The sequence below is a fragment of the Vibrio sp. JC009 genome (assembly GCF_029016485.1).
Classification (GTDB): Bacteria; Pseudomonadota; Gammaproteobacteria; order Enterobacterales; family Vibrionaceae; genus Vibrio.
Genome location: NZ_CP092106.1, coordinates 2375228 through 2388837, shown reverse-complemented (window position 1 = coordinate 2388837; position 13610 = coordinate 2375228). Strand labels below are relative to the sequence as shown.

The 13610-nt window shown below is 42.4% G+C and carries 10 protein-coding genes and 1 CRISPR repeat array; all 10 genes read left to right on the top strand.

Translation table 11 applies throughout. From position 1 onward, the window contains the following. The first annotated feature begins 724 nt into the window (after nucleotides 1-724). The 10 genes from cas9 to flaG all read left to right on the top strand — a co-directional run bounded on the left by cas9 (nucleotide 725) and on the right by flaG (nucleotide 13600). The gene (gene cas9, locus L3Q72_RS10580; RefSeq protein WP_275129914.1) at nucleotides 725-4918 is read left to right on the top strand and encodes a type II-B CRISPR-associated RNA-guided endonuclease Cas9/Csx12; all 4194 of its coding nucleotides are present in this window, start codon (nucleotides 725-727) and stop codon (nucleotides 4916-4918) included. A 5-nt stretch (nucleotides 4919-4923) separates the two neighbouring features. Beyond that, the gene (cas1, locus tag L3Q72_RS10575; RefSeq protein WP_275129913.1) at nucleotides 4924-5916 is read left to right on the top strand and encodes a CRISPR-associated endonuclease Cas1; all 993 of its coding nucleotides are present in this window, start codon (nucleotides 4924-4926) and stop codon (nucleotides 5914-5916) included. 2 nt (nucleotides 5917-5918) lie between these two features. Next, nucleotides 5919-6218 carry a CRISPR-associated endonuclease Cas2 gene (cas2, locus tag L3Q72_RS10570; RefSeq protein WP_275129912.1) on the top strand — a complete coding sequence of 100 codons (300 nt, stop codon included), beginning with the start codon at nucleotides 5919-5921 and terminating at the stop codon, nucleotides 6216-6218. Further along, entirely contained in the window at nucleotides 6215-6787 is a 573-nt protein-coding gene (cas4, locus tag L3Q72_RS10565) for a CRISPR-associated protein Cas4 (RefSeq protein ID WP_275129911.1), read from the top strand. The genes cas2 and cas4 overlap by 4 nt, the downstream gene beginning before the upstream one ends. A gap of 232 nt (nucleotides 6788-7019) precedes the next feature. Next, a CRISPR array of direct repeats spans nucleotides 7020-8980; the repeat unit is 37 nt; unit sequence CCTTCAATACTGTATCAGACATATGCAGCAATGAAAC. A gap of 162 nt (nucleotides 8981-9142) precedes the next feature. After that, nucleotides 9143-9391, top strand: coding sequence for a type II toxin-antitoxin system HicA family toxin (locus L3Q72_RS10560; protein WP_275129910.1), 249 nt, complete (start codon nucleotides 9143-9145; stop codon nucleotides 9389-9391). After that, a complete protein-coding gene (locus L3Q72_RS10555; protein WP_275129909.1) occupies nucleotides 9391-9852 on the top strand; it encodes a type II toxin-antitoxin system HicB family antitoxin in 462 nt (153 codons plus the stop codon). The genes L3Q72_RS10560 and L3Q72_RS10555 overlap by 1 nt, the downstream gene beginning before the upstream one ends. Before the next feature lie 12 nt (nucleotides 9853-9864). After that, on the top strand, nucleotides 9865-10302 hold the full coding sequence (locus tag L3Q72_RS10550; protein ID WP_275129908.1) for a hypothetical protein: 438 nt from the start codon (nucleotides 9865-9867) through the stop codon (nucleotides 10300-10302). Nucleotides 10303-10557: 255 nt separating this feature from the next. Then, complete coding sequence (locus L3Q72_RS10545; RefSeq protein ID WP_275129907.1) at nucleotides 10558-11688, top strand: flagellin; 1131 nt, start codon at nucleotides 10558-10560, stop codon at nucleotides 11686-11688. A 261-nt stretch (nucleotides 11689-11949) separates the two neighbouring features. Next, the gene (locus L3Q72_RS10540; protein ID WP_275129906.1) at nucleotides 11950-13086 is read left to right on the top strand and encodes a flagellin; all 1137 of its coding nucleotides are present in this window, start codon (nucleotides 11950-11952) and stop codon (nucleotides 13084-13086) included. Nucleotides 13087-13162: 76 nt separating this feature from the next. Continuing rightward, nucleotides 13163-13600, top strand: a complete 438-nt coding sequence (flaG, locus tag L3Q72_RS10535) for a flagellar protein FlaG (protein WP_275129905.1) — start codon at nucleotides 13163-13165, stop codon at nucleotides 13598-13600. Nucleotides 13601-13610: the final 10 nt, after the last annotated feature.

Sequence of the window (13610 nt, the reverse complement as noted above, 5' to 3'; positions counted from 1 at the left end):
AGCACGGCGTTAAATTGGCAATCGCATTTTTAACCGGAAGGCCCGAGGCTCTCTCACTCTCACTGCCAAAGGTCGGAAAGTTTAAAATGCACGCTCAGCCGGTTATGTGATCATTTCTCTCGATCTCCGCATGGCATCTGGCTAGCAACCAGCCCCAGTTCTCTCAAAGGATAGGGGCTTTTTCTTTTCTGTTGAAAAGTAATTAAAAACCTCTTTTCAAAACTATTTCCCAACGCTCTGATACATGTGCATTAAAGCCGCAGTCTCGTTTTGTTGCTCAAAATTTCTTGGATTAAATACTTCCGTTCTGAACATATGTGAATGAGGCGGCAAGAAGGGTAATAACTCAATGTACTGCAACAGAAGGCAGCCCACTAACGAAGTAGTTATTCTTTACCGCAAGCTGATCGTAGTTTGGTCAGCAGTTTTGTGCAAGCATTATCTGGTTAAGTTCTTTACGAGTTATGTAAACCAGTAGGGTGGACGTCCCAATCCGGTTCGAAATCTATTTATCTGTTCTATAACAAGTTTTGTGAACTACTTCTAATAAAATTTTATAAAAATCGTATCATATGAAGGAACGCAATCAGAAAAGCGACCTAAAATGTAAAAGATGCTTCTGTGCTTGAAGAATTGTCTTTCAATCAGAGTATTTAAGAACGGCTAGGTAAATGGTTGGCCTTATATGATGGCTTTCCTAAATAATAATTATGAGAATTAACTTATGAAAACAATATCGCCAATTGCGCTTGATATGGGGGCTAAATATACCGGGGTTTATCTTTCTCAGTATCAGCAGGGAGATACCCCGGAATGTGCAGAAAAAACAGGTATGGTCGTGATGCATAGCGATGCCATGACCTATTCTCAGGTTGACCGTACAGCCAGAAGACATCAGAGCAGAACGGCTAAGCGAAGAAAGATGGCAAAACGTCTTTTATGGCTGTTACTGGACAAATGTTATCAGATCCAATTCCATTCTCTGGGACGTACAGAGCGTGAAGCAATAAACAGTTTGCTTAACCGGCGGGGATTTACCTACCTGTCGGAAAACGTGGATGAAGCTTTGTTAGCAGTATTACCTGCTGAACCTTATGCTCTTTACTATCATGCAGACTTACCAAGAACAGGTAATTTATTGGAAGCTTATCAGGTTATTACTTCTGTGGTAGATACAGCCAAAGCGTTCAAGAATTCAGAGCAGTATAGTTTGAATGCAAAAGAGTTTGAGAAAGTTTTGCCTGATGATTACAAAGAAAACAAGAAACAGCTTTCAAATGGTTTAAAAGCCTTGAGGCAAGGAGTTGATAGCTTTATCAAGGCTGAGTTGGACGGGCATAAAATCCGTTCTGCTTATCTGGATAACATTCGTGCAGATATTGTTAATCATGCTGATTACCAGTTTCTACGTGACCTTTTGCCAGTACCACCTGAACAGTTTGCAAACCTGGTAGGACATATCAGCAATATGCAACTTCGTGTGCTTCGCCGTTACTTTAACGATGAAGCAATGAAAACAAATGATATTTGGTTGCCTGAAAAACTGCACAAAGTTTTCTATCGAAATTTAAGTGCCTTTCATTGCAAAACAGAGCTAGATAAAGCCAATCAGATCGCTCTATTTGAAAAGCGTTCCATACCCATTCTCACACTATTTGAAACCGTGGTTCCCGCGTTGTCGATTCCTCCCTTTGAAGATCAAAATAATCGTCGCCCGCCAAAATGTCAGAGTCTTTTGATATCAGTTGACGCAATGGAGGCGCACCTTCCTTTATGGTCTGCCATTGTTTCTAAACTGGCGGATGAATTGGAGCGTCAAGGTGTAGTTGTCAAAAAAGGACTGGAGTTAGCGAACATTCAAAATAAAGAAGCATGGGCACAAGTACTGCAAAGAATACTGGAGCTTAGCCGCGCTCATGACCCATTTCAGCTAAGGGCCTGGATAGCTAAAGAAGAGAAGAGTGGTGAGTTTATCCAGCGAAGTAAAGATGCTTTAGGAAGGGTTATTCAGGGGCAAGCTTTGGAGTCCTTCATTCAATTTGCCATTAAGTTCTATCAAGAAACAGCAGATGCCCGTCATGCACTATGGTTTGAAGCCCCGGGTCGGATATTAAAAGTGTGTGGTCAAAAACCTCCTCATAAAGCTAACCAGCTTCGCGAACTGTTGTCCGGTGCATTTAGCCATAACTTGACAGAAGGGCAGGAGGAGAGCTTTAAATACTTATGGAGAGAAAACCCTCGAATTGGCAGGCGAGGTATCAAGGGGTGGTGTCAGCTTGCAGCAGAGTCACAGAAAGAGTTTGGCAATGCGCTTAATCACCATATTCAGCGCAATGTATGGCTAAAAGAACAAGGTAAAAAAGTTGAAGATAAGAACCTTATTGAGATTAGTGAGGTAGTACCAAAGGTTGCCGAGAGTATTGCGAAGCAGCTTGGTATCCCTGCACAGAGATTCAGCAATGTTTTTGATTTAGCTAAGCTCTATAACCTGATGGAGCAGGATCAGAAAGGCTTTAGTCGTAACTGCCGTAGCTGTACCAAAGAGAACAACTGGCGCGGCGAAATCGTGCCGGACAGAGAAGATAATGAGGCTGCAGTTGGACTTCGATTACCTGCGGATACCACTCGTCCATTTGATGGTCTGCTTGCCCGCCTGTTGGATAAGCAAGCCTATCAGATTGCCTTGGCTAAAATTCAGCAACTGCCAAAGGAGAAGCAGGAAGAAGGAATTTCTATACCAATTATTGTGGAAGAGAACCGCTTTCGGTTCACTGCATCGCTAAGTGAGATAAAGCGAAATGCCAAAAGCAAGAATGACAATCTGAAGAGGGCAGAACGAGCAGAAGCGCAATGGCTGGATAAAGACGAAAGAATAAAAGTGGCGTCAAAAGGTATATGTCCTTACACCGGAGAGGTTTTGGAATTAGGCGGAGAGATTGACCATATCATTCCAAGAGCAGAATCAAAAGGACGCAATAAAGGGGTATTTAACCATGAAGCGAACCTGATTTACTGCTCTTCAACAGGGAACAGCACAAAAGATCGCAGCTTTTATACACTGCAAAACCTGCATCCCGCCTATCTTGAGACTCAGTTCGGTCATAGTGACAGAGATGCGATTAAACAGGAACTTATCCGACTTTGTAGCGCTTTTATAGAAAAGGGAAGCTTAATCAGTTTTACTGAAATAGAAGCTCCTGAGCTGAGGCAAGCTATCCGGCACGGGTTGTTTGTTGAAGAGCTCAGATTCGATCTTATGCGTTTGCTTTATCAGTCAACCAAAACAAGAGTAAACGGAACGCAGGCTTATCTTGCAAAGTTGATCATGCAGAAAATTCGACAGAACTACACAGTGAATACGGTAGATTTTTCTGTCGGGTATATTGAAGCAGAAAAAGGGCAGTCACAGCGTTCCCGGTTAGCAGAGAAACATCCTCAGTTTGCCAAAGTCGAATATCAACCAGTTGCCAGCCATATGGTTGATGCTGCTATGGTAATGGCAGAAGCTCTAAGGCAACCTCATACCAGAGATATGTTACAAACGGCCGGACTGGATGATTCTGACTGGCTGTTCTCCATTTTGCCAAAAGAGGCTCAGATAAAACGAATTGAGCCTAAACTAAAATTCGAAAAAGCGTCGGTTCAAAGTCAGCGCCTGTTTAAAGATGGTTTGTATGCGGAGCATTTTATTCCACTGATCGTGACTCAAGACAAGCTGGGTGTTGGGTTTAACAATAGGAACGTAATATGGGTGGATGGTCAGGCTCAGGCCCACGAGTTGTGGTGGCAGGCACTAAGGCCATATCTGAACGGTGCGCGTGATAAGACTATTTATGATGTAAAGCAACAGGCCGGAACGAGCTTTAAGGCTTATAGCATTAATAAACCAGCGGCATTTGAGTTATTACACAGAGTGGCAAAAGAGAACTGCAGTGATGAAGATCATCTTGCTGCAGATCTACTTGAATCCCTTCACTACGCCACTCAGAAGGTGAGTTTACGTTCGGCGCTGTTTAATGATCAGACAAAAACCTTTACAGCCAACAGTAAGTTGCTGGATGAAAAAGGTTTTAGTATCAAAGTGGAAGTAAAGAGCCGATTTTTAAAAGCCAAGCAAAGAAAGTTGGACGGTAAGCAGTTGCAGTACCCAGGCAGGCATCAGTGGTTAAAGTTAACAGAGCATGAGTTTGTATGCCAGAATCAGGGGCGAAAACTTGGGAAAGAGGAGTTTTTTGATGAGTCTGGATATCAGTCTATGCTGGAAGAACTCTTTCCCCGGCACATTACAAATACCCGTCAGCATAAAAAGGTAAGGAAAGAATGGTCGTTACCAAAAATAGACTCACCATCAGGTGGTTATCGGGTAAAACGTAAAAATGCAGACAAAAGTGATGTGTGGCAACTATTTGGTGTGGAGGGTTTATCTGCTTCAGGCTTTAAGAGAAGTGGTGAAGAAATTGATTTCTCTGAAGATGTGCCTATTCAGGGTATTGAACAGAGCAGGAATCTTATTGCTGTTGGTTCCAGGCACCAAGTTAAGGCCGATGCAGAGTGTTTTAATAATTGGCGTAAAGTTCCGGCTGAATTACTTGGTGATGTTCCTGTGCAGGGCTTAATGCTATCTCCCAACTCAAAATCCCGATTCAGACATAGAGTATTCGTATCGGTTAAAGATTTTATGGAAAACGTTATTCCTCTTGTTCAGGGAGGAGAGGAGATAAAGCACTGGAGCCAATTACCTGCAGAAATTAAGTTAATAACGCCTAAGAGCTGGTTAGAATTATTTGGAGACTTGTTTGGTAAGCCTCGTTCTAATCTATTTGTAACTCAGGTCGGTGATGTAGTTTCGCTGGAGTATATTGTTGAAAGCTCAAATAAAGCGATGAGGCAGGTTTATCAGTTAGGGGAGCCAGTCTAGGATATATGAAGCATATTACCGTCAATGAGTTCGGCCATTTTATTGGTGTTACCAGTGAGCGGTTGACCGTCAAGGAGGATGGTCAACTTATTGCTGAGTATCCGTTAAGCCGGATTAAAACGGTCACTATTACAAAAAAGGGTGTGAGCTTTTCGAGTAATGTAATAGTTCAGTGTGCGATGCGTGGGATTAAGTTTTTCGTGCTTGATCCTTATACTCATACTATGGCGTGTATCAGCGGCGGTCAGCTTCATGCTGTAAGTAAGGTCAGGGAGCAGCAGTTTCAATTTCTCCAAACTCAAGAAGCAACAGTGTTAGCCCGAAAATTAGTCGTTGGTAAACTGAAGAATCAAAGAGTTATTCTCAACTACTTTTCTAAATACCAGAAGCGACCGGATCAATCCTATCAGTGCCAACTGGCATCAAAAGATCTTAAATTACATATTGATAAAGTGCAGCGTTTGCGAATAGAAAATTACTCTGATTGGCGTGAAGTTTTATTAGGTTATGAAGGAAGTGGAGCGGCAATTTACTGGAAGTGTTTATATCAGTCAGGGCTATTTCCTGAAACCTTTCCGGGCAGAAGTGGTCGGGGAGCAAAAGACCCGATAAATTCAGCGTTGAATTATGGTTATAGCATCCTCAGCACCTATGTATGGCATTGTCTGATTAATGCTGGGCTTGAGATTTATCAGGGATTTTTACATACACAGCGAGCGGGAAAACCTTCACTGGTTTTGGATATTATGGAAATATACCGGGCGTGGACAGTTGACCGGAACGTAATAAAAATTGCCGATAAGCTGCATAAGGCCGGAGAGTTAACCCCGAAATTAAAGAAACAACTGATAGCGTCTATCCATAAAACCTTCTCAACGCACTACTTGTACAAAGGGAAGCGCCTGCGCCTGGAAACAATTCTCCAGCGTCAAATTTACAGATTGTCAGGAAGCTTTTATGGTGAAAAAAACTACAAACCTTATATATTCCGGTGGTAACTATGAACCGAGAGCTTAGATATGAAGTACTGGTTGCTTACGATGTGGAAGATAACAAGCAGCGGAAAAAACTGTTTGAGCAATTGAAGGATATCGGGTTGGATCCGATTCAAAAATCTGTTTTTTGGGGTTTTGTAAACCGGGCTGAGGAGCGTGCAGTTTACCGGTTGTTTTCGAAACTTGATAAAGAGTCGGATAAAGCTTTTCTGGTCAGGGCAAAACTGGGGGACATTATTGCCCGGTATGGATTTGGCTATAAAGCAGAAGAGTTTAAAAGACCTGAACGTTTTGAGGTTCTATGACTGTACCCGCCAGTTTATTTCGTCAGTACTGTTTTTGCCCTCGAATTGTTTTTTATCAATATGTTCTGGGATTAAAAGTACCTTCTCCTTTATGGGTCAAACAGGGGCTTGAATACCATCAGCGTGAGACTATGCTGAGTCAGTCCAGAACCTTGAGCAGATATAAGGCTTCTGAGGGAAAGCTACAGTTCGATGTTGTTTTAAAGTCAGAAAAAATGGGTATTCATGGCTTAGCTGATGCTGTATTGTTTTGTCAGGATCAAAGTTATGTTGTGGAATTTAAGCTGGATTGCATTAAGCCAACTCGGGGACAAATCCTGCAATTAACGGCTTATGCATCGATGGTCGAGGAATTCTTTGGAGTTACTGTCTCTAAAGGTTTTATTTCTTACGGTACTAAAGGGAAGGTTCATCAGATAAATTTTGCGCCTGAAAATTACAGGCAATTGAAAGTCGCGCTAGAACACATTCAGCAAATGCAGAACACACAACTAATGCCTGACACCAGTGCCAGCTACGCGCAGTGCGAACAGTGTGAATATCTTAACTTTTGCAATGACAGAGGCTAAAAAACACTAAAAGCCTCAAAAAGAGGCTATTAGTGTGAAATAATCGCCCATGTTAACACAGAGGGACAACCAATCTTGATTTTTGATGATTTCATTACATCATATGTCTGATAATATTCAGCGTAGTGTCTTTTCGAAAAAATACAACGTTTCTGAGGCGTTGGTATATTTTCGAGAATTCACAATTTTGAACTGTATCACAAGCCACACCCCACCTGGGATTTGAGAGTGACCTTCAATACTGTATCAGACATATGCAGCAATGAAACTGCATCTGTTGGCCTTGGTTCATTGGCTGGCCGCCCTTCAATACTGTATCAGACATATGCAGCAATGAAACTAGTGTCCTCGATATGGAACACGTGCGATTGAGCCTTCAATACTGTATCAGACATATGCAGCAATGAAACAAATAATTGTTCGCTAGTTGAAGTGATCATAAGGGCCTTCAATACTGTATCAGACATATGCAGCAATGAAACGTCTGCTCTTATCGTTCCATGTCCGGGAATTAACCTTCAATACTGTATCAGACATATGCAGCAATGAAACTCCAGCTTGTCATCTCTATTATTTATCTGATCTTCCTTCAATACTGTATCAGACATATGCAGCAATGAAACACCAAACAGCAACAGTGCTTGAGAATCCAGTGCTCCTTCAATACTGTATCAGACATATGCAGCAATGAAACACATCAACCATGCCAGGACAGTTATTAGTGATCCTTCAATACTGTATCAGACATATGCAGCAATGAAACAGAAGAAGTTGAGTCCGATGAAAAAGAGTCTGACCCTTCAATACTGTATCAGACATATGCAGCAATGAAACAGCTGGCCCTTCTTTATCTTCCGGCGCTCTTGGGCCTTCAATACTGTATCAGACATATGCAGCAATGAAACATTAGATAAAGTAATAATCTCCTGCTCAACTTGACCTTCAATACTGTATCAGACATATGCAGCAATGAAACTCTACTAGGCCGTCTGTGGTTTCAACAATTCTAACCTTCAATACTGTATCAGACATATGCAGCAATGAAACAGTACTCGCCGGGATTAGGAGTTGGCTTACTCATGCCTTCAATACTGTATCAGACATATGCAGCAATGAAACTTAACGCTTCTGAACTTCCCTCATTTGAATCCAACCTTCAATACTGTATCAGACATATGCAGCAATGAAACATAAACCCAACGCCAAAGACGGCTGGCCGCATTCTACCTTCAATACTGTATCAGACATATGCAGCAATGAAACGGGGAAATTAGGCGCGGTACGGAAGCCTTCGAACACCTTCAATACTGTATCAGACATATGCAGCAATGAAACGATTTAGGCTCGGTGAAGTTCATGTTGGCAGTAACCTTCAATACTGTATCAGACATATGCAGCAATGAAACTAATGAGTTTGATGCTATGCACGGCAAATGGGGAAACCTTCAATACTGTATCAGACATATGCAGCAATGAAACTAGTTACATATTGTTCGTAACGCTTTTCTATAACACCTTCAATACTGTATCAGACATATGCAGCAATGAAACATCATTTTCAGGTATTGTTCTCCAAATCTCTGTCCTTCAATACTGTATCAGACATATGCAGCAATGAAACGGGAAATTATCAGGGGTAAATGTAGTTGTTCTGACCTTCAATACTGTATCAGACATATGCAGCAATGAAACAAACACTCCGGTATACCTTCCCCTGGCCTGAATGCCTTCAATACTGTATCAGACATATGCAGCAATGAAACGTAGCGGTAGCAAAACAAACCGTAACCACGTCTTCTCCTTCAATACTGTATCAGACATATGCAGCAATGAAACATCATAAGCGCTCTATCATCAATCGCCCCGTCAATCCCTTCAATACTGTATCAGACATATGCAGCAATGAAACTCTTCCATTTCTTCAAAATACAGAGGCGCTTTAACCTTCAATACTGTATCAGACATATGCAGCAATGAAACGACGATCAATAACGGTGCTGCCGGTGCTGGATTTCCTTCAATACTGTATCAGACATATGCAGCAATGAAACAAAGGAGCGGTTGAATTTTCTGTTACTCCAGCTAACCTTCAATACTGTATCAGACATATGCAGCAATGAAACGTAATACAAAATCATTGCCCGAATACCACGTATCCTTCAATACTTAAATTGGCCTTCTTTCAACTTGATAAATACCTCCTTCCAGCAAAACCGTGATATTTCTCGGAGAGTATGGTGTTCATGGTAAAGAATTGAACCTCATATGCTTCGTGTTTGATATCTTGGTTAGTGTTTAGGTTCGGTTGCAACTGATTTTTAGTTGCAGTCTTCAAGGTGAGAGTTAAAATAGCAAATGAGTAAACAGGAAAAGCTCAAAGTACGGCTGTTAAGTAGACCTAAAGACTTTACGTGGAACGAGCTACAGTCCTTTTTAAGGGCCCTTGGATTTGAAGAGTTTAAGGGAAGTGGTTCCCGAAGAAAGTTTTTCAGGGGGGCTGACAAGGTCTTAATTAACTTGCATGAACCCCATCCAGACAAAGTTATAAAGCAGGTATACATAAAGCAAGTGGTTGAAAAACTAATAGAATCAGGTGATCTCTAATGTCAAAGTTTATGGATTATAAAGGGTACTTCGGTTCGGTTGAAGTTTCGCTGGATGACAATGTTTTGCACGGGAAAATCGAGTGCATTAATGACTTAGTTACATACGAAGCTGAGAATCCGGCAAAGTTACGCATGGCTTTTGAAGAAGCTGTTGAAGACTATTTGGAAACATGCGAGATGTTAGGTAAGGCACCAGACAAGACTATGTCGGGCACTTTCAATATTCGCATTGGTTCTGATATGCATAAGCAAGTTTATCTAAGAGCTAAGCAGGAGGGTGTCAGCATTAATGAGCTTATAAAAGTCGCTATAAATGAAAAGCTTGCTGACAAGAAAGAACTTCATATGCATTATCATCTATCAGAAACTTCTGTACATGCTGAAGAGTTCTACTTTGAAAAAGAGTTTTCACGGGTTCCAACACCAGGAGCCGGACTTAAACTACGTTTAGTAAATTAGTTAGGTAATATTGTGCATAGGGATTTAGTTTACATTGGTGCTGAAGCAACAAAAATTAACTTTGAGCTTGCAAGTAAAAGTCCAAACGGTTCTGGCTTCTATAAGTACTATATGAATTTAAATGATGAACTGGAGTTTGTGGTTTTCGATGAAACTAATGAAAGTTTTTTACTCATCGTTGGTAAGTGTGGTGTAGACGGCTTTTTAGGGAAAGAGCCTGATGAAAGCAAAGAGCGTGTATTTGAACTTGGCGTTGAATTTTTTCTTAAATTCAAGCTTGATGGAATCAAACCTTCTGATTTCTCTAAGCAGGAACTGGAAAGCAGTAACTGGTATTTCAATAGCCTAGCTCATGTTGAAGCTAAAAAAATCATAGAGTCGGTAATTGAAAATACTATGCTAAAAGGTACGGTTATTCCTGCTGATCCTCGTGAATATCGAGCTGAATAATTTCGATGTTCAAAGTCTCCAGAACTTAAACCAACACACTCTATCGGCAGCGGTCTTAATAACTTTAGGATGTTTATCCCATACTGAGCCTTCCATCACGATCACTGCCGTTTTCTGCCCTTTTTTAATTTTTTTTCCAATTTTTCCTAAAGGATTTTTTTTCCGAGCCGTTAATGAAAGTAACTTTGAGAGAACTACTTGGTTTTCCGAGACGTCGGAAACCGCTAAACCGGAAAATCAATTGGAGAAATCACCATGGCAGTTAATGTAAATACCAACGTAGCAGCAATGACAGCTCAACGGCACCTGAACAGTGCAGCTAACAACCTGAATGGTTCAATGGAACGTTTGTCTTCTGGCTTCAAAATCAACAGCGCAAAAGACGACGCAGCGGGTCTTCAAATCTCTAACCGTTTGAACGTACAGAGTCGCGGTCTGGATGTAGCGGTACGAAATGCAAACGACGGCATCTCGATTGCTCAGACAGCAGAAGGTGCGATGAAAGAGACCACCAACATCCTGCAACGTATGCGTGACCTTTCACTACAATCAGCGAATGGCTCTAACACTAAGGCAGACCGTGTAGCGATTCAGGAAGAGGTTGTGGCACTGAATGACGAACTGAACCGTATCGCAGAAACCACATCTTTCGGTGGTAACCGTCTGCTAAACGGTACTCACGGTACTAAGTCATTCCAGATTGGCGCAGACAACGGTGAAGCGGTAATGCTTCAGCTAAAAGACATGCGCTCTGATAACGCAATGATGGGTGGCGAAAGCTACAAAGCAGAAAATGGTCAGGGTAAAGACTGGAAAGTATCCCAGGACTCTACTTTCACCATGAGCATGACTGACAAGTTCGGTGACCTTCAGGAAATCACAGTAAACGCGAAAGCGGGTGACGATATTGAAGAGCTTGCGACTTACATCAACGGTCAGCAGGATCTGGTAAAAGCTTCAGTCGATGAAGAAGGCCGTCTGCAGGTATTTGCAGGTAACAACAAGGTTGAAGGCGATGTATCCTTCGGTGGCGATATTGCCGGTGAATTGGGCATGGGTGGTCCGACAGCAGTAACGGTTGATACTATCGATGTAACATCAGTAGGTGGTTCACAGGAAGCGGTAGCGATTGTGGATGCGGCCCTGAAATATGTAGACCAGCACCGTTCAGAGCTGGGTGCATTCCAGAACCGATTCGACCATGCGATTAACAACTTAGACAACATCAACGAAAACGTGAATGCGTCTAAGAGCCGAATCAAGGATACAGACTTCGCGAAGGAAACCACTTCGATGACCAAGTCTCAGATTCTGCAGCAGGCTTCTACTTCTGTGCTGGCACAGGCGAAGCAGGCACCAAACTCAGCACTAAGTCTTCTTGGCTAAAACTGAGTTGTAAAGCAAACCTAACAGAGCCCGGCGAAAGCCGGGTTTTCTTTTGTCTCAAAAATGATACGTTATTGCCTATAATTTGATCAGGTTCACGAAACATCTCACAAAATAGAAAATCCGAAAAAAAAATTAATTTTTCTCTAAAGGATCTATTTCTCTCGCCGTTAAGGGGAACGAGAGAAATGAAAAAAAAGGTGGTCCAAGCGAGGTGAGAGACGCAAAGGCCACCACCCTTAATGCCTTAGGAGATCTATTATGGCAATAAACGTAAACACGAACGTGTCTGCAATGACCGCTCAGCGCAACCTCTTGGGGGCGAATGAGGGTCTGAACAAATCTATGGAGCGCCTGTCTTCAGGCTACAAGATTAACAGCGCGAAAGACGACGCTGCCGGTCTTCAAATCTCCAACCGCTTAACTTCTCAAAGCCGTGGTTTAGACATGGCTGTTCGCAACGCTAACGACGGTATCTCTATTGCACAGACCGCTGAAGGCGCAATGAACGAGAGTACTAACCTCCTTCAACGCATGCGTGACCTTGCACTGCAATCTGCTAACGGTTCGAACAGTCGTTCAGAACGTGTGGCGATTCAGGAAGAAGTTGGCGCCCTTAACGATGAACTTAACCGTATTGCTGAAACAACCTCCTTTGGTGGTAACAGACTTCTGAATGGTACCTTTGGTGCCCAGTCTTTCCAGATTGGCGCTGACTCTGGTGAAGCTGTGGCTCTTGAAATCGGAAATATGCGTTCAGACACCTCTACAATGGGTGGTATGAGCTATGTTTCCCAGGAGTCTAAAGGTGGCGACTGGACAGTCTCAGAAGGTGCTACAGAGTTCACTGTGGCCTATACTGATAGAAGCGGGGATGCAAAAGAAATTACTGTAAATGCCAAAGCTGGCGATGATATCGAAGAAGTCGCGACCTATATTAACGGTCAAAATGACGATATCAAAGCTTCTGTTGGTGAAGACGGTACTCTTCAGGTATTTGCTTCTAACCAGGCTGTACAGGACGGTAGCGTTTCATTCAGTGGTTCTCTTGCTGGTGAGTTGAATTTAGCTGCAGGTGAAAACAAAACAGTTGATGATATCGATGTGACTACTGTGGCTGGTTCGCAGCAGGCAGTGTCGATTATTGATGGCGCATTGAAAGCGGTTGATAGTGAGCGTGCTTCGTTAGGTGCATTCCAGAATCGTTTCAACCACGCGATTAGCAACCTGGAAAACATTAACGAGAACGTGAATGCTTCCAGAAGCCGAATCAAGGATACTGACTTTGCAAAAGAGACTACTCAGATGACCAAATCTCAAATTCTTCAGAATGCGAGTACATCTGTTCTGGCTCAGGCAAAACAGACTCCTTCGGCTGCTTTGAGTTTATTGGGTTAAGTAGGATCGGGTTTTAGCCTGCCCTACTATCATAAGTGATTAAATCGCTAACCCAGAAGGTGGAGGGGAGATCGGTATGGAAATATCATCCTACACATCGAACATCCAGCCTTATGGCTATTCTGGTGGCATAAAACTTGCTTCGGATAGTGGCAACGCGACTAATAATTCGGTATCTACACAAACAACAACGACACGCGCTGAAGAAGCTGATAAGGTTCGGAAAGCGAAAGAGGCGGAAAAACCAAAACCTATTGATGATCTCGTTGAAAAACGTATCGAGAAAAACAAGAAGGAATTGGAACAATTAGTGGAAGAGATGGACGAGTTCGTTAACTCCATTAATAAAGGCCTGTCTTTCCGTGTCGATGAAGAAGCAGGGAGAGAAGTTGTCACGATATATGAAGCCAGTACTGGCGACATTATCAGACAGATCCCTGACGAAGAGATGCTAATTATACTTAGGCGTTTAGCAGCCCGGAACTCAGGATTGTTTGTTGAGGAAAAGGTGTAACTGTCTTTAA

Bases quoted from the DNA above. Each gene is read 5' to 3' on its own strand.
- L3Q72_RS10560 (WP_275129910.1), top strand. From the start codon at position 9,143: ATGAGTAAACAGGAAAAGCTCAAAGTACGGCTGTTAAGTAGACCTAAA.
- flaG (WP_275129905.1), top strand. From the start codon at position 13,163: ATGGAAATATCATCCTACACATCGAACATCCAGCCTTATGGCTATTCT.
- L3Q72_RS10555 (WP_275129909.1), top strand. From the start codon at position 9,391: ATGTCAAAGTTTATGGATTATAAAGGGTACTTCGGTTCGGTTGAAGTT.
- cas4 (WP_275129911.1), top strand. From the start codon at position 6,215: ATGACTGTACCCGCCAGTTTATTTCGTCAGTACTGTTTTTGCCCTCGA.
- cas9 (WP_275129914.1), top strand. From the start codon at position 725: ATGAAAACAATATCGCCAATTGCGCTTGATATGGGGGCTAAATATACC.
- cas2 (WP_275129912.1), top strand. From the start codon at position 5,919: ATGAACCGAGAGCTTAGATATGAAGTACTGGTTGCTTACGATGTGGAA.
- cas1 (WP_275129913.1), top strand. From the start codon at position 4,924: ATGAAGCATATTACCGTCAATGAGTTCGGCCATTTTATTGGTGTTACC.
- L3Q72_RS10540 (WP_275129906.1), top strand. From the start codon at position 11,950: ATGGCAATAAACGTAAACACGAACGTGTCTGCAATGACCGCTCAGCGC.
- L3Q72_RS10545 (WP_275129907.1), top strand. From the start codon at position 10,558: ATGGCAGTTAATGTAAATACCAACGTAGCAGCAATGACAGCTCAACGG.